The organism is Mycolicibacterium peregrinum (assembly GCF_001665625.1).
GTDB lineage: Bacteria > Actinomycetota > Actinomycetes > Mycobacteriales > Mycobacteriaceae > Mycobacterium > Mycobacterium peregrinum_B.
Genome location: NZ_LZSY01000110.1, coordinates 68,308 through 85,954 on the forward strand (window position 1 = coordinate 68,308; position 17,647 = coordinate 85,954).

Genomic DNA, 17,647 nt, shown 5'->3' on the forward strand with positions numbered 1-17,647 from the left:
CCAGTCGCACATTCACGCCCTGGACGCAGAGTCGACGGCGTTCAGGTCGGCGCGGTCCACGTCGGCCAGGTCGATACCCCTGGTTTCCCTGGCGAAGTACACCGCCACCAGGGTGACGACCGAGGCGCCGGCCAGATAGATCGCGATCGGCACCGATGAGCCGAAATCGCTCAACAACCGCACGGCGATGATCGGCGCCAGTGAGCCCGCCACGATCGCGGTTACCTGATAGCCCAGCGAGACACCGGAATAACGCATCCGGGTCGGGAACATCTCGGACATCATCGCCGGCTGCGGCGCATACATGAAGGCGTGGAACAGCAGGCCGATGACGACGGCCGACATGATCACCAGGTGGTTCTGGCTGTCCATCATCGGGAAGGCGAAGAACCCCCAGGTTCCGGTGGCGACGGTGCCGATCAGGTACACCGGGCGCCTGCCGACGCGGTCCGACAATGCGCCGACCAGCGGGATGGCCACGAGGTGCACGGCATGGGCGACCAACAGCCAGCGCAGGATCGCGCCGGTGTCGGCGTGCGCGTGCACCTTCAGGTACGTGATCGAGAAGGTGACGACCAGGTAGTACATGATGTTCTCGGCGAAGCGCAACCCCATCGCGGTCAGCACACCGCGCGGGTAGCGGCGCAGCACCTCGACGGCGCTGAACGACGATGTCTTGAGCTGCTCTGCTTCCTGTTGTGCCACAACGAAGATCGGCGCGTCGGTGACCTTCGTGCGGATGTAGTAGCCGATCAGCACCACCACCGCCGACAGCCAGAACGCGACCCGCCAACCCCACGACAGGAAGTCCGCGTCCGAGAGGGTGCTGGTCAGCACCAGCAGCACGATGGTGGCCAGCATGTTGCCGACAGGAACACCGGCCTGCGGCCAACTCGCCCAGAAACCACGGCTGCGATCGGGACTGTGCTCGGCCACCAGCAGCACCGCCCCGCCCCATTCGCCGCCGACCGCGAATCCCTGAAGGAAGCGCAGCACCACCAGCAGGGTGGGCGCCCAATATCCGATCTGCCCGTACGTCGGCAGACAACCCATCAGGAAGGTCGCGGCGCCGACCAGAAGCAGCGAGAACTGCAGCAACTTCTTGCGGCCGTACTTGTCCCCGAAGTGGCCGAACACGATCCCGCCCAACGGCCGCGCCACGAACCCGACCGCGTAGGTGACGAACGCCGCCAGGATCGCATCCAGGTCGCTGCCGGACTGGGCGAAGAACACCTTGCTGAAAACCAGCGTCGCGGCAGTGCCGTACAGGAAGAACTCGTACCACTCGACGACCGTGCCGGCCATCGACGCGGTGACGACGCGTTTGAGGCCGGAGGTCGTCGAGAGACCCTCTTTGACTATGAAGGGGTTGTGATCGGCAGCACACATGGTGTGTGAGTATGCAGGTCGGACCGAACCCGCGCGGCGCTAACCCTCGATCAGCGGCGCGCCCGTGGCGGCTTGCACCTCGTTGAAACTGAGGTCCGGCGCGGCCTCGACAAGGGTCAGCGTGCCGTCGCCGGAAACGTCGATGACCGCCAGATCCGTGATGATCCGGTGGACCACGCGTTCTCCGGTCAATGGCAACGTGCAGCTCTCGACAATCTTCGGCTGACCCGACTTGTCGACATGTTCCATCAGGACGATGACCCGGCCGGCCCCGTGGACGAGGTCCATCGCCCCGCCCATGCCTTTGACCATCTTCCCCGGGACCATCCAGTTCGCCAGGTCCCCGAATCGCGACACCTGCATGCCGCCAAGCACTGCGACGTCGATGTGGCCGCCGCGGATCATTCCGAAGGACAGTGCCGAATCGAAGAACGCCGCCCCGGGGAGCACCGTGACCGTTTCCTTGCCCGCGTTGATGAGGTTGGCGTCGATCTGGTCGGCCGTCGGGTACGGACCGGTGCCCAGAATCCCGTTCTCCGAGTGCAACGTGACATGGACGTCGGGGTCCAGATAACCGGGAATGAGCGTCGGAAGGCCGATTCCGAGGTTTACGTACTGTCCATCGGACAGTTCACGCGCCGCACGGGCGGCCATCTGCGCACGCGTCCAACCTTTGGTGATCACCGAATCCGTCATGCGGACACCTCTGTCTCCTCGCGCACGGTGCGCTTCTCGATGCGTTGCTGCTGTGGTCCCGTCTCGACGATGCGCTGCACGAACACACCAGGAAGGTGGACGGCCTCGGGATCCAGTTCGCCTGGCTCGACCAGTTTTTCGACCTGGGCGATCGTGATCCGGCCGGCCATGGCGACCAGCGGGTTGAAGTTCATCGCAGTCTTGTCGAAAACCAGGTTGCCGTGGGTGTCACCGACGGCGGCGTGCACGAGGGCGAAATCGGCGTGGATGCCGGTCTCCATCACGTATCGCCTGCCGTCGAATTCCCGGGTCTCCTTGGGCGGCGAGGCGACGGCGACCGAACCATCGGCCGCGTAGCGCCACGGCAGCCCACCGTCCGCAACGAGAGTGCCCACCCCGGCGAGCGTGTAGAAGGCGGGGATACCGGCCCCGCCGGCGCGCAACCGCTCAGCGAGCGTGCCCTGGGGCGTCAGCTCGACTTCGAGCTCACCGGCCAGGTACTGACGCGCGAACTCCTTGTTCTCCCCGACGTAGGACGCTGTCACGCGGCGGATACGCCCCAGGCCGAGCAGGACGCCGAGACCCACGCCGTCGACACCGCAGTTGTTGGAGAACACCGAGAGGTTCCCGACCCCGGAATCGGCCACGGCCTGAATCAGGCTGTCCGGAATCCCGCAAAGCCCGAATCCTCCGACTGCCACCGATGCGCCGTCGCCGATGTCGGCGACCGCCTCGTGGACGTCAGCGACCTTCTTACTGGCCATACTCCATGCTCCCGCGTTCGTTCAGTGGATCACTTGCCTATGCGAGGACATCACCATCGGGCCGGGTAACGCAAGACCCAGCGGTGTGCCAGGCGGGTTGTGTCCGCTCAGATGACGCGACGCGCCACCGGCGTCCATTCAGTGGACGCTAGAGTGTGGCTGTGACCGACGGTGGACCTGGTACTCCGGTGATCACGCGGGCCGCGGCGATCCTGCGTGCTCTCGCCGACGCCCGGTCGGACGGACTCACCACGACCGCGCTTGCCCGCACGACGGACACGCCTCGCGCGACCGCGCACCGCATGCTCACCGCGCTGGCCGGCGAAGGCCTCGTCGACCGCGCGTCCGACACCGGTGTGTGGTTCCTGGGGCCGGAGATCTACCTGCTGGGATCGGTGGCCGCCACCCGCTACGACGCGGCACCGCTGGCCACCGACATTCTCCGCACACTGGCGCGCGACACGGGCGAGAGCGCGTTCCTCTCCGCCCGCCGGGGCGACGAATCGGTGTGCGTGTCAGCCGAAGAAGGCAGCTTCCCCCTGCGCTCGCATGTGCTGTACCCGGGTAAGCGATTCCCCCTCGGGGTCGCCTCGGCCGGTATCGTCATGCTGGCACATCTTCCGGATTCGGAGATCGCGGCATACCTCGATCGTGTTGACCTGACCGGGGATTGGGGCGCGGTGCACTCGACTACCCAGCTTCGACGCCGCATCGAACAGACCAGGGTCAGCGGGTACTCGGTCAATCCGGGCCTGATCGTCGAGGGCAGCTGGGGTATCGGCGCCGCAGTGTTCAACGAGCTGGGTCAGCCGATGTGGGCGCTGAGTCTCACCGGGGTGGAGATGCGCTTCGATGCCCGACGCCAGGCCGCACTCGGAGAGTCGTTGCTGCTAGCCGCACACACTCTCGGCCAACGCCTGAAGCGGAAGCGATGAGCAGAATGCTTGCGGCCGAGCCTCGACCTTGCTGCAGTGAGAGGTATGCCATTCACCGAGCACGACCGCGGGCGGGCCTACTACCGGCACTGGGCCACCCCGGAGCCTCGCGCAGCCGTCATCTTCCTGCACGGGTTCGGTGAGCACACCGGGGTCTACCACCGCTACGGATTCGCGCTCAACGCCGCGGACATCGACCTGTGGGCGGTCGATCAGTTCGGCCACGGCCTGACCCCGGGCCCCCGAGGAGATTTCGGCAGCATCGAGGACAGTTCGGCGCTGGCCGAGGCTTTGACCGCCCTCGCCGAACGCGACACCCCGGGCATACCGCTGGTGGCGCAAGGACATTCGTTCGGCTCGGTGGTCACGCTGTTCCGGCTGCTCGGCGAGCCCACTCGCTACCGGGCCGGCGTCATCTCCGGTGCGCCGCTGGTGCCGATTCCCGAAATGGTCGACCCGGACACCTCATTGGACCTGGATCCGAAGTGGCTCTCGTCCGATCCGTTCTACCTCGACAGCCTGGAGAACGACCCGCTGGCCTTCGTAGACGCCGACGGCGCCGCGCTCACCCGCGAGCTGGACCGGGCCTGGGATCGGTTCGGCGCGGAACTGCCCGGCCTCACGGTGCCGACCCTGGCCCTGCACGGCTCGGCCGACGTCATCGCTCCGGCCGGCGCGGTCAAGGCCTATGCCGAACAGATAGAACCCTTGCAGTTCAAGGAGTTTGACGGCGGCCGCCACGACATTCTGAACGAGTCCGTGCACCGCGAGGTGGCCGCGGACATCGTGGAGTTCATCGGCGCGCAGATCGGCTAACGCCCGGACTCGTATCCCGCGGTGAGCCAGTAAATCGTCCGGTCGAGCCTGGGCAGGATCTCGGCGATGGCGATCTCACCCGCCGTGAAACGGCCGACCAGGCCGAACACCAAGCTGGTCAGGATGTTGTCGAGATCGTGCACGAACGCGTCGTCGACGCCGGACAGGATGGACAAGCCCGCAGGCACCACGGCGTCGAGGCCGCGGCGCACGAGACGGTCCCCGCCCGGCGCGGCCCGGGCCCGCGAGTAGGCCCTGAGCATGTCCGGGTGCTTCTCCCAGGGTTCGAAGATGGTGCGGAACATCCGCATCAGCGCCTCGTACAGCGATTCCCCCGGTGCGCGCGTCTGACCGGCCACTCCCGAATACCGGTTCTCCGCCATCCAGGAATCGAGCGCGGCCAGGATCAGCTCGTCGCGGGTGGAGTAGCGCTTGTAGATCGTGGCCAGCGAGGTCTTGGCCCGGCGCGCCACCTCCCGCAATTGCACGGCCTCGTAGCCCTCGGACTCGAGGATCTCCACGACGATGTCGAGGATCCGATCACGCTCATCTGCCACTTCGAGAACACCCTTGCCGCCGGAGAGTAACCACGTTACCGTACCGCTGTAACACGGTTACACCCATTCGAGCGAAGCGAGGATCAATGGGGAATCTGGACGGAAAAGTCGCCTTCATCACCGGGGTAGCCCGAGGCCAGGGGCGCAGTCACGCGGTGACGCTTGCCAAGCAGGGTGCGGCCATCATCGGGGTGGACATCTGCGCGGATATCGCATCCAACCCGTACCCGATGGCCAGCCGCGACGAGCTCGACGAGACCATCGCCCTGGTCGAAGCAGCCGGCGGCAAGATGCTCGGATCGGTCGCCGACGTGCGCGACTTCCACGCCGTCAAGAGCGCACTCGATGCGGGGGTCGAGCAGTTCGGCCGACTGGACATCGTGCTCGCCAATGCCGGCGTCGCCCCCACCGCGTTTCGTGAGGTGACGATCGAAGAAGACCTCGAGATGTGGACCGATGCGGTCGGCGTCAACCTGGTCGGCTCGTTCCACACCGCCAAGGCCGCGATCCCCCACCTCATCGCAGGCGGGCGAGGCGGGTCGATCGTGTTCACCAGTTCCACCGCCGGACTGCGCGGCTTCGGCGGCATGCAGGGCGGCGGCCTGGGCTATGCGGCATCCAAGCACGGCATCGTCGGACTGATGCGTACCCTGTCCAATGCCCTTGCCCCGCACAGCATCCGGGTCAACACCGTGCACCCCACCGCGGTGAACACCATGATGGCGGTCAACCCGGCCATGACGGCGTTCCTGGAGAACTACCCCGACGGCGGTCCGCACCTGCAGAACCCGATGCCGGTCTCACTGCTGGAGCCCGAGGACATCAGCGCGACGATCAGCTACCTGGTTTCCGACGCTGCCAAATACGTCACCGGGGTCACCCTCCCCGTCGACGCCGGCTTCACGAACAAGCTCTGATGGGGCGCGTCACCGGCAAGCGCGTGCTGATCACCGGCGCAGCACGCGGTATGGGCCGAAGCCACGCGGTACGTCTGGCCGAAGAGGGCGCCGACGTGATCCTCGTCGACATCTGTGAGTCGTTGCCAGAGGTGGAGTATCCACTGGCAACGCGCGCTGACCTGGACGAAACCGCCCGCCTCGTCGCCGAATTCGGCCGTCAGGCATTGACCTATGTGGTCGACGTGCGCGACGGCGAAGCGTTGAGCGCCGCAGTCGCCGATGGCGTCGAGAAGCTGGGCGGCCTGGACGCCTCGGTCGCCAACGCCGGCGTCCTGACCGCGGGCACCTGGGACACCACCACCGCCGAACAATGGCGCACCGTCGTGGACGTCAACCTGATCGGCACCTGGAACACCTGCTCGGCCGCACTGCCGCATCTGGTGGAACGCGGCGGCAGTCTGATCAACGTCAGTTCGGTGGCCGGGATCAAGGGCTCACCGCTGCACACGCCCTACACCGCGTCCAAACACGGGGTGGTCGGCATGAGCCGCGCGCTGGCCAATGAGCTTGCCGCGGTGAATGTCCGGGTCAACACCGTGCATCCCACCGGCGTCGCCACCGGGCTACGACCCGACACCCTGCACACCCTGATCCACGAGACCCGTCAAGACCTCGGGCCGATCTTCCAGAATGCGCTGCCGATCCAGATGACCGACGCACTCGACATCAGCAATGCGGTGCTGTTCCTCATCTCCGACGAAGCCCGGCACGTCACCGGACTGGAGTTCAAGGTCGACGCCGGGGCGACGATCCGATGACCGCCGCCGATACCCGGGTCGAGCGGGGCAGGCGCGAGTTCGCCGAGGTGATGACGTTTGAGGCGCCGTCCGACGGTTCGCCGGCCACTGCGAACCTCATCGACTTCGTGTTCGCCGAGGTGTGGGCGCGCACCGCGCTGAGCCGCCGGGACCGGCGGTTCGTCACGCTGCCGTGCGTCGCGGCAGCCGACGCCGAGGGGCCGTTGCGCGACCACGTGTACGCCGCGCTGAACAGCGGTGACGTATCCATCGTCGAGATGCGGGAGACCGTCCTGCATTTCGCGGTGTACGCCGGGTGGCCCAAGGCCTCGCGGTTCAACATCATGGTCGACGAGCAGTGGGACCGGATCCACCGTGAACGGGGGCTGACCCCGCCCGCACCCGAACCGCTGCTGCCGCTACCGACACCGAGCGATCCGGAGGAACGGCTGGTCTGCGGCGAGCAGTCCTTCCGCGACATCAACTGCATCCCGTTCGCCCCGACCCGGGACAACCCGTACTCCGGCGCAGGCATCCTCAACTTCGTCTTCGGAGAGATGTGGCTGCGGCCCGGACTCGGCATGAAGGAACGACGCCTGGTGACGGTGGCCTGCGTGGCCTTTCAGGATGCGCCGCTGCCGATCCTCAGCCACGTCTACGCCGCACTCAAGAGCCGCGACGTCTCCTTCGAGGAAATGGACGAACTGGCACTGCATTTCGCGGCCTACTACGGATGGCCCAAGGCATCGAACCTCAACCAGGTGATCCGAGATCAGCAGCAACGTGTTCTTGAGGAAGAGAACGCCGAGGCATGAAGTTCGAGCACATCTACCCGGCGACCGGCCGGCCGAACGGAACCGTGGACCTGGCCGGAACCGCCGAGATAGACGAAGCGGTAGCGGCCGCGGCAAGGGCACAGCGGGAATGGGTCTCACTGACCGTCGACCGGCGCCGCGACCTGCTGATCGACCTGGCCGACGTGGTGCACGAACACCTCGACGAGCTCGCGAAGCTCAACGTGGCCGACTATGGGGTGCCGATCTCGTTCGCAGGCACCGCAATGCTTCTGGAGCGGTTCCTGCGACATTTCGCGGGCTATGCCGACAAGCCGCACGGGGTGACGACACCGGTCAACGGATCGTTCGACATCAACCTCGTCGAGCGTGAGCCCTATGGCGTCGTCGGTGTCATCACCCCGTGGAACGGCTCTCTGGTCGTCACCGGATCGTGCGTCGCTCCGGCGCTGGCCGCCGGCAATGCCGTCGTCCTCAAACCATCCGAGCTCGCCCCGTTCGCGGTGCTGCGCTTCGGCGAGCTCTGTCTGGAGGTCGGACTGCCCGAGGGACTGGTGACCGTCGTACCGGCCGACGCCGAGGGCGGCGACGCGCTGGTGCGGCACCCCGGCATCGGCAAGATCGCCTTCACCGGCGGCGGTGGTACGGCGCGCAAGGTATTGCAGGCCGCCGCAACCAATCTCACTCCGGTGGTCACCGAGCTGGGCGGAAAATCCGCCAACCTCATCTTCGCCGATGCCGACCTCGATCTGGCCGCATCGCTGTCGGCCCACCAGGGCCCGCTCATGCAATCAGGCCAGAGCTGCGCATGCGCGAGCCGGATACTGGTCCACGACGCGGTCTACGACGAGTTCCTGGAGAAGTTCCTCGGCGTCATCGGCACGGCCAACATCGGCGACCCGATGGACCCTGCGACCACGTTCGGACCGGTGATCAGTCAGGCCGCCGCCGACCGGATCCTGACCGCCGTCGATACCGCGGTGGCCGGCGGTGCGGGTGAATTGCTGGTGGGCGGCAAGCCGATCGACAGCGAGGGCTACTACGTCGAACCGACGGTTTTCGGCGATGTGGACAACTCCTCGGAACTCGCGCAATTGGAGACCTTCGGACCCGTCGTCTCGGTGATGCGGTTCCGCGAGGAGGACGAGGCCGTGCGGATCGCCAACGACACCCCGTACGGCCTCAACGCCTTCGTCCAGACGTCGGATCTCAACCGGGCCCATCGGGTGGCCCGCCGGCTGGAATCCGGATCGGTGTGGATCAACCAGTTCAGCGACATCTCACCCCAGGGCCCGTACGGCGGTTACAAGCAGAGCGGCTCGGGGCGGACCGGCGGCATCGAGGGCCTGAACGAGTTTCAGCAAGTAAAGAACATCCGGATCGCCGTGCGTTGATACGGTTTTTCGGTGAAGTTCAGGTTCACTCCTGGCCGCCGAAACGACCGCAGAGTGGTGCCCCGCGATGATCCCGTCGGTACCGATCGCGCGGGCCGCACGGCACTGCACTACGCCGTCACCAACGACCCGGTTGGTCTCAACTACACGGCCGCCCTCAAAGACCCGCAGCTCGCGGCCGAGAACTTCCGGATCGGCAACCAGTTTCGGATCGAGAACACCACGCGACTGCTCGCGTTGGGTGCTGACGTCAACGCCGTCGAAAACGTCGGGATGACGCCGCTGCACTTCGCCGCCCAGAGCGACAGCGTCGACATCGTGAGGATCCTGCTCGAGGCAAACGCGGACGTGAACGCCGTCGCCGAAGACGGCTGCACGCCGCTCTATCGGGCCGTCCGCAACACGACCGGGAAGCGGGCCGACATCGTGGCGGTGCTGATGGCCGCCGGTGCCGACCCGACCATCGACGACGGCAACGGGCCGGCGGTGCTGAGGTTCATCGCGCGCGTCGGCGATACCCAGCTGCGCGACATCATGGCCGGGTACGGGCACACGGTGGCCGGATTTCCCGGCTCCGGTTGACGTGGGCCACACCACACCCCACAATAACCGTCATGTTCGGTCAGAAATCCACATCGACGGTCAACCGTGCTGCCGGTTGAGCGCCATGAGGCGATCGTCGAGGCGGTAGGCACCGCCCAGGCCATCAGCACCGACGAGCTGGTCCGCCGCCTCGGGGTTTCGGCTGAGACCGTCCGCCGCGACCTGGCATTTCTCGAAGAACGCGGGGCACTGCGCCGGGTACACGGGGGCGCAGCCGCTGTCGCCGACCACCGCCCCATCGAGCCCTCATATTCCGAGCGCACGATGATTCGCCACCAAGCCAAGGCCCAGCTGGCCCGGGTCGCCGCGGGGCTGCTCGAAAACGGTCAGACGGTGATCATCGACATCGGGACCACAGCCGTCGCCGTCGCCCAGGCGATCCCGCGCGCGTTCACCGGCACGGTGATCACCCCGTCGCTGCCGGTCGCGGTGGAACTCGCCGACCGCTCGGGAATCGAGCTACTGCTGGCCGGCGGACGGGTCCGGGCCGGCGACCTGGCCTGCTCGAATGCCCACACGAAGTCCTTCTTCACCGACGTCTACGCCGACATCGCCCTGCTCGGGTCCGGCGGGGTGGACGCGGTAGCCGGGCTCACCGATTTCCATCTCGACGAGATCGACGTGCGCCGCACGATCATCGCCAACAGCGCCCGCAGCTACATCCTGGCCGACTCGTCCAAGCTCGGGCAGGTGGCGCCGTACCGCGTGTGCGATCTCAGCGCCGTCAACGGACTGATCACCGACCAGAACACCGACCCGGCCGTGGCCGCGGCACTCGAAGAGACGGGAGGTGTGGTCATGCCGGCGCGGCCGGCAAGCGCCTGAAACGGGTGCGGGCGACGTTGCAGCGTCGCCCGCGGACCGAGCAATTCCTTCGCGAAACAGTCGATTTCCCTCAGAAAGCTCGATCAATGACAAATTCTTCCACATCGCCGTACGGCTACACCGAGACACTGGAACGCGGCACCGGTAAATTCGCCTCGTTCGCCGTGGCCTTCGCCTTCGTCTCGATCGCCACCGGCATCTTCACCACCTACGGCAGCGTGCTCAACAGCTCCGGCCCCATGGGGATCTGGACCTGGCCCATTGTGATCGTCGGCCAGGTCGCGGTAGCCCTGCTGCTCGGCTCGCTGGCCGCCCGGATCCCGGTGACCGGCTACGCCTATCAGTGGGTGTCGCGGCTGGCGAACCCGATTCTCGGCTGGATCACCGGCTGGATCTCGTTCACGTTCCTGGCGATCGTGGTGGTCGCGGTCGATTACACCGTGGCCGCCACCGTGGTACCCGCACTATTCGACTTCACCGGAACCCCCATAACGTCGTTCGAGATCACCGCCGCTGTCCTGTTCCTGCAGGCATTGTTGGTCGGGCTGTCGACCAAATGGACCGAGCGGGTCAACAACTTTGCCGTGACCGCGGAACTGATCGGCATGGTGGCGCTGGTGGTGCTGCTGTTCATCGTCGGCGTGATCGCACACAAGCTCTCCGTCGGCAACCTGTTCTCCCGCGGCGACATCCCCGCCGAGGGGTACTGGAGCTTCGGCACCGCCACCGCGGTGGGCCCGTGGATGCTCGGTTTCCTGCTCGGCGCCTTCACCATCGTCGGCTTCGAATCCGCCGCCAATCTGGCCGAGGAAACCAAGAAGCCCGAAATCGTTGTGCCACGCGCCATGTGGCAGGCCGTGCTGGCCTCAGGCGTGCTGGGCTTCTTGTTCCTGCTGGTGGTTACCGCCGCCGTCAACGATCCGACCACGCTGGCCCAGTCGGGCACCCCGATCGCCGACGTGATCCGCGACATCCTCGGCTCTTTCGTCGGCACCGCGCTGCTCGTGCTGGTGGCGATCGCGATCTTCGCCTGCGGCCTGGTGATCCTGATGAGCGGCGTGCGCCTGGTCTGGGCGATGTCACGTGATCAGCGCTTCCCGGGATGGCAGCTGCTGCACAAGGTTTCACCGCGGTTCCGTACCCCGGCCAACGCCACCGTGTTCATGGCAGCCACCTCGGCGGTGATCCTCGGCATCTTCTCCACGAGCACCGACGCCTTGTTCAAATTGTTCTCCGCAGCCACCCTGCTGCCCGCATCCATCTACGCCATCACCATCGCGCTCTACATCGCGACCCGCAAGAAGCTGCCCGCGAGTGCGGGATTCAGCCTGGGACGCTGGGAGGTTCCGGTTCTCGTGGTGGCCGTGGTGTGGCTGGTGTTCGAGCTCTCGTTGTTCCGCGACGCGTCGTTCAAAGATCCGTGGCTGTACGTCCTGGCCATGGTCGCGATCGGTGCGGTCTACCTCGGGTACCTGCTGGTCACCCGCGGCAAGGAAGGTCTCAAGATGCCCGAGCTGGCCTCGATCGACGCCGAATTGGACGAGGTCGCCGGCGCAGTCGAGGAACCCGTGAAATGACCGTTCTGGCCATCGACCAAGGCACCTCGGGGACCAAGGCGATCGTCGTCGACCCCGAACAGGGTGTGGTCGGCTTGGCCGAGGTGCCGGTACACCCGCGCTACCTCGACGGCGGCGGCGTCGAGCAGGATCCGGCTGAACTGCTGCAGTCCGTGCTCGGCGCCGGTCGCGCCGCCCTCGAGCAGGCCGGCCGGCCAGTTCAGGCGGTGTCTCTGGCAAATCAGGGCGAGACCGTGCTGGTCTGGGATCCCGATACCGGCCGCCCGCTCAGCCCGGCCATCGTGTGGCAGGACCGGCGCGCCGAATCCCTGTGCGCGGACCTCGCCGGGCACGCCGACATGCTCACCACGCGAACCGGATTGGTGCTCGACCCGTACTTCTCGGCACCGAAGATGGCCTGGCTGCGCCGCAATGTCGAGTCCACCGGCGTCGTGACGACCTCGGATACCTGGCTGCTGCACCAGCTCACCGGTGAGTTCGTCACCGATGCCACGACGGCCAGCCGCTCGGCCGCCGTGGACCTCGGTGCTCAGGACTGGAGTCCCGATCTGCTGGCACTGTTCGGTCTGGACGGCGAACGTCTGCCCCGGATCGCGGCGAATGACGAGATCGTCGGCACCACATCGGCTTTCGGTTCGGACACCCCGGTCGGTGGGATCGTGGTGGACCAGCAGGCCGCACTGCTGGCCGAGGCGTGCCTCGAATCCGGCATGGCCAAGTGCACGTTCGGTACGGGTGCCTTCCTGCTGTCGAACACCGGGACCACCCCGGTGCGTTCGACCACGGGCCTGACGTCGTCGGTGGCCTGGCGGGTCGGTGGCGTCGACTCGTTCTGCATCGACGGCCAGGTCTACACCGCGGCGTCGGCCGTCAAATGGCTGACCTCGCTCGGTGTGATCAGCGGCGCCGCCGAAATCGACGCCGTCGCAGAATCCGACAGCGGCGGCGTGCTGTGCGTTCCCGCGCTGGCCGGGCTGGCTGCGCCGTGGTGGAAATCTCAAGCCACCGCGACGATCTCGAGGATGACCCTGTCAACCGGGCGCGGACACATCGTGCTGTCTGTTCTACAGGGCATCGCCGCACAGGTCGCCGAGCTGGTCGCGGCGATCGATGCCGATGCGCCGCCACTGACCCGGCTGCGGGCCGACGGCGGGCTCACCCAGTCCACTGTGCTGATGCAGGCCTGCGCCGACATCCTGCAGGTGCCCGTCGACGTCTATCCCTCGGCGCACGCCACCGCCCTTGGCGCGGCCGCGCTGGCCCGACTCAGCCTGGCACCTGAGAAGTCGGTGGCCGACGTCGTCACCGACTGGACCCCGTCGGCGACTTACGAGCCCCGCTGGAGCGCGGCACGTGCCACCGAATTCCGCTCGGCCTGGCGCGAACTCGCCGAGACCACGTACCACCAGGAGATTTCATGAACACCCCGAGTGGACCCGACGTATTCGACGTCGTGGTCATCGGAGCCGGAATCGTCGGCTCGGCCATTGCGCGTGAGCTGTCGGGATACCAATTGTCCGTTGCCCTGCTCGAAGCCCGCGACGATGTCGGGGACGGCACCAGCAAGGCCAATACGGCGATCCTGCACACTGGGTTCGACGCCAAACCCGGAACGCTGGAATCCACCATGGTCAGCCGCGGTTACGAGCTGCTGTCCGGCTATGCGAGCCGCACCGGTATCCCCGTCGAGCACACCGGGGCCATCCTGGTGGCCTGGGACGACGAACAGCTCGATGCCCTACCGGGTTTGAAGGAGAAAGCCGCAGCCAACGGGTATCAACGGTGCGAGATCGTGGATTCCGCGGCCGTCTACACCGCGGTCCCCGCTCTGGGGCCAGGCGCACTCGGCGGGCTCACCGTGCCCGACGAATCCATCATCTGCACCTGGACGGTGAACCTCGCGTTGGCCACCGATGCCGTCAACCGGGGCACCACCCTGCTGACCGATCACCGCGTGGAACGCGTCGAGGTTGGTCACGGGGTCACCACACTGCACACCTCCGCCGGCGCTGTGCGCACACGGTGGGTGGTCAACGCGGCCGGCCTGGGAGCCGATGTCATCGACAACCTGTTCGGCTTCTCGCGATTCACCGTGACCCCGCGCCGCGGCGAGCTGATCGTCTACGACAAGCTGGCGCGACCGCTCGTCGACAAGATCGTGCTGCCGGTGCCGACCTCACGCGGCAAGGGAGTTCTGGTCAGCCCCACCATCTATGGCAACGTCATGCTCGGCCCCACCTCGGAGGACCTGACCGACCGCACTGCCACCGGTACCTCGGAGAGTGGATTCGAGTTCCTCCTGAAAAAGGGCCGCGCGTTGATGCCCCGGCTCCTCGACGAAGAGGTCACCGCGACCTATGCCGGGCTTCGGGCCGCGATCGACCACAGCGACTACCTGATCGAGGCGGATCCGGCGCAGCATTACCTGCTGGTCGGCGGCATCCGGTCCACCGGCCTCACTGCGGGCATGGCCATCGCCGAATACGCCCGCGCTCAACTGGTCTCGGCCGGCCTAGAGCTGGTACCCGCCGACGAACTGCCCGATCCGCCACAGATGCCCAACCTCGGCGAGGCGTTCCCCCGCCCCTATCAGCAGGCTGAGAAGATCGCCGCCGATCCTGCCTATGGCCGGATCGTGTGCTTCTGCGAACGCGTCACCGAGGGCGAACTGCGCGACGCCTGCCATTCCGTCATCCCACCCGCAGCCCTGGAAGGTCTGCGACGACGCACCCGCGTGATGAACGGTCGCTGCCAGGCATTCTTCTGCGGCGCCGAGGTGCAGTCGGTGTTCGAGCAGGAACGTCAGGAGAGCAACAAGTGAGCACCTACGACGTCGCGATCATCGGCGGCGGCCCCGCAGGTTTGACCGCCGCGGCTGATCTGGCGAACAGCCCGGGCCTGAATGTGGTTGTGCTGGAACGTGAGTCCGAGGCCGGCGGCATCCCTCGCCACAGTGATCACCCGGGTTACGGCATCCGCGATATGAAGACCTTCATCAGCGGGCCGGCGTACGCCCGCCGCCTGGTTCGTAAGGCGACGGCGGCCGGGGCCGAGATTCGCACGGCCACCATGGTCACCGGCTGGGCCGGCGAGAGGTCCCTGGAGCTCACCTCGCCCGCGGGGCGCGAACAACTCGACGCCCGCGCGATTGTCCTGGCAACCGGTGCTCGCGAGCGGGCCCGCCCGGCGCGGCTGATCCCCGGCGACCGGCCCGGCGGCGTCTACACCACCGGACAGTTGCAGAACACCGTGCACCTGCAGCACCGCAGCGTGGGCAAGCGTGCCGTCATCGTCGGAGCCGAACTGGTCAGCTACTCGGCGGTGCTCACCCTCAAGCACGCCGGCTGCGAAACCGCGCTGATGACAAGCGAATACCCGTCGCCCGAGTCGTATGCGGTCTTCAACCTCGCCGGCCGCACCCCGCTGATGGACGTCGAGGTCGCCACTACCACCCGGGTGGTCCGAATCATCGGAAAGGGTGTTGTCGTGGGGGTCGAGATCGAGAACACCCGCACCGGGCAACGCCGCATCGTGGCCTGCGACACCGTGGTGTTCACCGGTGACTGGATTCCCGACCACGAGCTGGCCCGCGCCGCGGGGCTCGACATGGACCCGAAAAGCCTGGGGCCGGTCGTCGACACCGCGCTGAGGACCAGCCGGGAAGGCGTGTTCGCGATCGGCAACCTGCTGCACCCGGTGGACACCGCCGACATCGCCGCGCTCGACGGCCGCCATGTGGCCGCCCAGGTGCGTCGCTACCTGGGCGGCGAGGCTACGCCCGGCGACGGGATCCATATAAAGGCCGCGGCCCCGCTGCGCTGGGTGGCACCGGGCTTGCTGCGGCCCGGCGACCCCGCCCCGGCGCGGCAGCGCCTGCTGTTGTGGACCGACTCCTTGGTGCGCATACCGAAAGTGGTTGCGCGCCAGGACGGCACGGTCATCGGCCGGAAGACCCTGCCCTGGCCGGCCTCACCCGGCCGGGTGTTCCGGGTGCCGTCGAGCATCCTCGACAAGGCCGATCACCGCGGCGGGACGGTCACCCTTTCACTGGGGTGAACGTGATGTTCAGTCCGGTGAGTCCCCGGAGCAGGAACGTCGGCTCATAGGTGTAGTTCCGCTGCCCCGCCGGCCCGTGCACGGACTCGTCAATGCTGATGTCCCGCATACGATCCAACAAGCGGCGCACGGTAATCTGCCCCTCGACGCGGGCCAGCGGTGCCCCTGCGCAGGTGTGGATGCCGCGGCCGAAGGCGATGTGTTCGCGGACGTTCTTCCGGTCCGGACGGAATTCGTGAGGATCGTCGAACTTGCGAGGATCGCGGTTGGCCGCGCCGAGGCACAGCATCACGATGCTGCCGGCCTTCAGATGCACTCCGCCGAGCGTGGTGGTCTTGCGGACCAGCCGGAAGTCTACCTTCGTCGGTGCGTGCATCCGCAGCGCTTCCTCGATGAAAGTCGGGATACCGTCCGGATTCTCGCGCAGTGTCCGCTGATACTCCGGGTAGTCACCCAGGGTCTGCACGGCGGCGGTGAGCAGCTTGGTGACGGTCTCCTGCCCGGCGGCGAACAGGAAGGTGGCCGGCTTGACGACCTCCAGCAGTTCCGGCGTCGAGCCGTCGGGATAACTGGCGGTGGCCATGCCGGAGAGCACGTCGCCACGAGGCTCACGCCGACGCTCGGCGAGGTATCCGGCGAACTTGTCGTCCAGGTACTGCAGCGGGTCGCGACCCACCGGCTCACCGTCGAGCGCCCCGACCCGATTGCCCTCCGGCCGCTCGGCACCCAGTGCGGCAAGGAATTCCGGGCGATCCTCCTCGGGAACACCCAGCAGATCGATGATCGCCGAGGTGGCGAAGGGTTTGGCGTACTCGGAGAGGAACTCGCATCTGCCGTTGCCCATGATCTGATCCAGCTGGTGATCGACCAGCTGCCACATATAGTCCTCGTTCTCCTTGAGACGACGAGGCGTGAGCAGCTTGCTCAGCAGCGAGCGGGCCCGCTCATGCTGCGGCGGGTCCATCACCACCATGTGCTCATGGATCGGGAACAGATGGCGGTGCGCCTCGATCTGTTCGCTGATGTCGTCGCCCTCGGGCTCGAAAGGCAGCGGCGGGAACAGCCCGCCGATCGCGTTCACAGCCGAGAACGACGCATGGTCCTTGAAGGCCGCCATGACTTCCTGGTAGCCGGTCACCGCCACGACACCGTGATGCGGTTCGGCAAACACCGGCCCGTTGCTGCGCAGATATTCGTAGTACTCGTACGGGTCCTGGGCGACGGCCGGGTCGGCGAAATAGTCGACTGAGGCGAGATCGGTCATGGCTCACTGGCCTTTCGTGCTGGTGTTGAGCAGGCTGATCGCCTGGCGCGGGCAGGCGTCGACGGCAGATTTGACGTTGTCCCAGGTACCTTGATCCCACTGCCCGCTCACCGGGGCAGCGCCGGCCACCTCGTCGTCGGACAGGTCGAACACCTCAGGGGCAAGTTGGATGCACAGTGCATGGCCTTCGCACAGGCCGGCGTCCACCTGGACCCGGGCCGTACTCATGTCTTCGGGCATCTGTTTCCTCAGTTCTGAATTTGATCAGTCGATCAAACCGT

Annotated in this window: 18 protein-coding genes; 12 read left to right on the forward strand and 6 right to left on the reverse strand. The window is 66.7% G+C overall.

Translation table 11 applies throughout. The features are described from left to right. Positions 1–12: 12 nt before the first annotated feature. From A5779_RS16795 to A5779_RS16805, 3 genes are read right to left on the reverse strand one after another with little or no spacing between them, the layout of a single operon-like run. Complete coding sequence (locus A5779_RS16795) at positions 13–1,389, reverse strand: MFS transporter (protein WP_064883770.1); 1,377 nt, start codon at positions 1,387–1,389, stop codon at positions 13–15. 39 nt (positions 1,390–1,428) lie between these two features. Next, positions 1,429–2,085, reverse strand: coding sequence for a 3-oxoacid CoA-transferase subunit B (locus A5779_RS16800; protein WP_064883772.1), 657 nt, complete (start codon positions 2,083–2,085; stop codon positions 1,429–1,431). Next, positions 2,082–2,849: a CoA transferase subunit A gene (locus tag A5779_RS16805; RefSeq protein WP_055117909.1), complete on the reverse strand. Its 768-nt coding sequence runs from the start codon at positions 2,847–2,849 to the stop codon at positions 2,082–2,084. The genes A5779_RS16800 and A5779_RS16805 overlap by 4 nt, the downstream gene beginning before the upstream one ends. Before the next feature lie 161 nt (positions 2,850–3,010). Between A5779_RS16805 and A5779_RS16810 the strand changes: the two genes are divergently transcribed. Both A5779_RS16810 and A5779_RS16815 read left to right on the forward strand, forming a co-directional pair. Continuing rightward, complete coding sequence (locus A5779_RS16810) at positions 3,011–3,784, forward strand: IclR family transcriptional regulator (RefSeq protein ID WP_064883774.1); 774 nt, start codon at positions 3,011–3,013, stop codon at positions 3,782–3,784. Positions 3,785–3,829: 45 nt separating this feature from the next. Continuing rightward, positions 3,830–4,600 carry an alpha/beta fold hydrolase gene (locus A5779_RS16815; protein ID WP_064883776.1) on the forward strand — a complete coding sequence of 257 codons (771 nt, stop codon included), beginning with the start codon at positions 3,830–3,832 and terminating at the stop codon, positions 4,598–4,600. On the opposite strand, the gene A5779_RS16820 is transcribed toward A5779_RS16815, so the two are convergent. Further along, positions 4,597–5,157 (reverse strand): TetR/AcrR family transcriptional regulator, encoded by a 561-nt coding sequence (locus A5779_RS16820; RefSeq protein ID WP_064883778.1) that lies wholly within the window; start codon positions 5,155–5,157, stop codon positions 4,597–4,599. The two genes, A5779_RS16815 and A5779_RS16820, sit on opposite strands and share 4 nt — an antisense overlap. Before the next feature lie 86 nt (positions 5,158–5,243). On the opposite strand from A5779_RS16820, the gene A5779_RS16825 reads away from it, so the two are divergent. The 10 genes from A5779_RS16825 (at position 5,244) to A5779_RS16870 (ending at position 16,102) form a co-directional block, all read left to right on the forward strand. Further along, on the forward strand, positions 5,244–6,074 hold the full coding sequence (locus A5779_RS16825; RefSeq protein WP_064883780.1) for a mycofactocin-coupled SDR family oxidoreductase: 831 nt from the start codon (positions 5,244–5,246) through the stop codon (positions 6,072–6,074). Beyond that, positions 6,074–6,874 carry a mycofactocin-coupled SDR family oxidoreductase gene (locus A5779_RS16830; RefSeq protein ID WP_174554230.1) on the forward strand — a complete coding sequence of 267 codons (801 nt, stop codon included), beginning with the start codon at positions 6,074–6,076 and terminating at the stop codon, positions 6,872–6,874. Before A5779_RS16825 ends, A5779_RS16830 begins: the two co-directional genes overlap by 1 nt. Beyond that, positions 6,871–7,668: a carboxymuconolactone decarboxylase family protein gene (locus A5779_RS16835; protein ID WP_064883782.1), complete on the forward strand. Its 798-nt coding sequence runs from the start codon at positions 6,871–6,873 to the stop codon at positions 7,666–7,668. The genes A5779_RS16830 and A5779_RS16835 overlap by 4 nt, the downstream gene beginning before the upstream one ends. Beyond that, a complete protein-coding gene (locus tag A5779_RS16840; RefSeq protein ID WP_064883784.1) occupies positions 7,665–9,041 on the forward strand; it encodes an aldehyde dehydrogenase family protein in 1,377 nt (458 codons plus the stop codon). The genes A5779_RS16835 and A5779_RS16840 overlap by 4 nt, the downstream gene beginning before the upstream one ends. A gap of 12 nt (positions 9,042–9,053) precedes the next feature. After that, complete coding sequence (locus A5779_RS16845; protein ID WP_064883786.1) at positions 9,054–9,623, forward strand: ankyrin repeat domain-containing protein; 570 nt, start codon at positions 9,054–9,056, stop codon at positions 9,621–9,623. Between the two features lie 66 nt (positions 9,624–9,689). Next, on the forward strand, positions 9,690–10,469 hold the full coding sequence (locus tag A5779_RS16850) for a DeoR/GlpR family DNA-binding transcription regulator (RefSeq protein WP_064883788.1): 780 nt from the start codon (positions 9,690–9,692) through the stop codon (positions 10,467–10,469). Between the two features lie 86 nt (positions 10,470–10,555). Next, entirely contained in the window at positions 10,556–12,046 is a 1,491-nt protein-coding gene (locus tag A5779_RS16855) for an amino acid permease (protein WP_064883790.1), read from the forward strand. Continuing rightward, a complete protein-coding gene (locus tag A5779_RS16860) occupies positions 12,043–13,467 on the forward strand; it encodes an FGGY family carbohydrate kinase (RefSeq protein WP_064883792.1) in 1,425 nt (474 codons plus the stop codon). The genes A5779_RS16855 and A5779_RS16860 overlap by 4 nt, the downstream gene beginning before the upstream one ends. After that, entirely contained in the window at positions 13,464–14,867 is a 1,404-nt protein-coding gene (locus A5779_RS16865; protein WP_064883793.1) for an NAD(P)/FAD-dependent oxidoreductase, read from the forward strand. Before A5779_RS16860 ends, A5779_RS16865 begins: the two co-directional genes overlap by 4 nt. Continuing rightward, positions 14,864–16,102: an NAD(P)/FAD-dependent oxidoreductase gene (locus tag A5779_RS16870; RefSeq protein ID WP_064883795.1), complete on the forward strand. Its 1,239-nt coding sequence runs from the start codon at positions 14,864–14,866 to the stop codon at positions 16,100–16,102. The genes A5779_RS16865 and A5779_RS16870 overlap by 4 nt, the downstream gene beginning before the upstream one ends. Here A5779_RS16870 and A5779_RS16875 read toward each other — a convergent pair. Further along, positions 16,083–17,366 carry a cytochrome P450 gene (locus A5779_RS16875; protein ID WP_064883797.1) on the reverse strand — a complete coding sequence of 428 codons (1,284 nt, stop codon included), beginning with the start codon at positions 17,364–17,366 and terminating at the stop codon, positions 16,083–16,085. The genes A5779_RS16870 and A5779_RS16875 overlap by 20 nt on opposite strands. Before the next feature lie 3 nt (positions 17,367–17,369). Further along, on the reverse strand, positions 17,370–17,606 hold the full coding sequence (locus A5779_RS16880) for a ferredoxin (protein WP_236734795.1): 237 nt from the start codon (positions 17,604–17,606) through the stop codon (positions 17,370–17,372). Positions 17,607–17,647 lie beyond the last annotated feature (41 nt).

What these genes read in the sequence shown, in the direction of transcription:
- A5779_RS16795 (WP_064883770.1), bottom strand. Translation starts at nt 1,389, where the DNA reads ATGTGTGCTGCCGATCACAACCCCTTCATAGTCAAAGAGGGTCTCTCG.
- A5779_RS16800 (WP_064883772.1), bottom strand. Translation starts at nt 2,085, where the DNA reads ATGACGGATTCGGTGATCACCAAAGGTTGGACGCGTGCGCAGATGGCC.
- A5779_RS16805 (WP_055117909.1), bottom strand. Translation starts at nt 2,849, where the DNA reads ATGGCCAGTAAGAAGGTCGCTGACGTCCACGAGGCGGTCGCCGACATC.
- A5779_RS16815 (WP_064883776.1), top strand. Translation starts at nt 3,830, where the DNA reads ATGCCATTCACCGAGCACGACCGCGGGCGGGCCTACTACCGGCACTGG.
- A5779_RS16825 (WP_064883780.1), top strand. Translation starts at nt 5,244, where the DNA reads ATGGGGAATCTGGACGGAAAAGTCGCCTTCATCACCGGGGTAGCCCGA.
- A5779_RS16830 (WP_174554230.1), top strand. Translation starts at nt 6,074, where the DNA reads ATGGGGCGCGTCACCGGCAAGCGCGTGCTGATCACCGGCGCAGCACGC.
- A5779_RS16835 (WP_064883782.1), top strand. Translation starts at nt 6,871, where the DNA reads ATGACCGCCGCCGATACCCGGGTCGAGCGGGGCAGGCGCGAGTTCGCC.
- A5779_RS16840 (WP_064883784.1), top strand. Translation starts at nt 7,665, where the DNA reads ATGAAGTTCGAGCACATCTACCCGGCGACCGGCCGGCCGAACGGAACC.
- A5779_RS16855 (WP_064883790.1), top strand. Translation starts at nt 10,556, where the DNA reads ATGACAAATTCTTCCACATCGCCGTACGGCTACACCGAGACACTGGAA.
- A5779_RS16860 (WP_064883792.1), top strand. Translation starts at nt 12,043, where the DNA reads ATGACCGTTCTGGCCATCGACCAAGGCACCTCGGGGACCAAGGCGATC.
- A5779_RS16865 (WP_064883793.1), top strand. Translation starts at nt 13,464, where the DNA reads ATGAACACCCCGAGTGGACCCGACGTATTCGACGTCGTGGTCATCGGA.
- A5779_RS16875 (WP_064883797.1), bottom strand. Translation starts at nt 17,366, where the DNA reads ATGACCGATCTCGCCTCAGTCGACTATTTCGCCGACCCGGCCGTCGCC.
- A5779_RS16880 (WP_236734795.1), bottom strand. Translation starts at nt 17,606, where the DNA reads ATGCCCGAAGACATGAGTACGGCCCGGGTCCAGGTGGACGCCGGCCTG.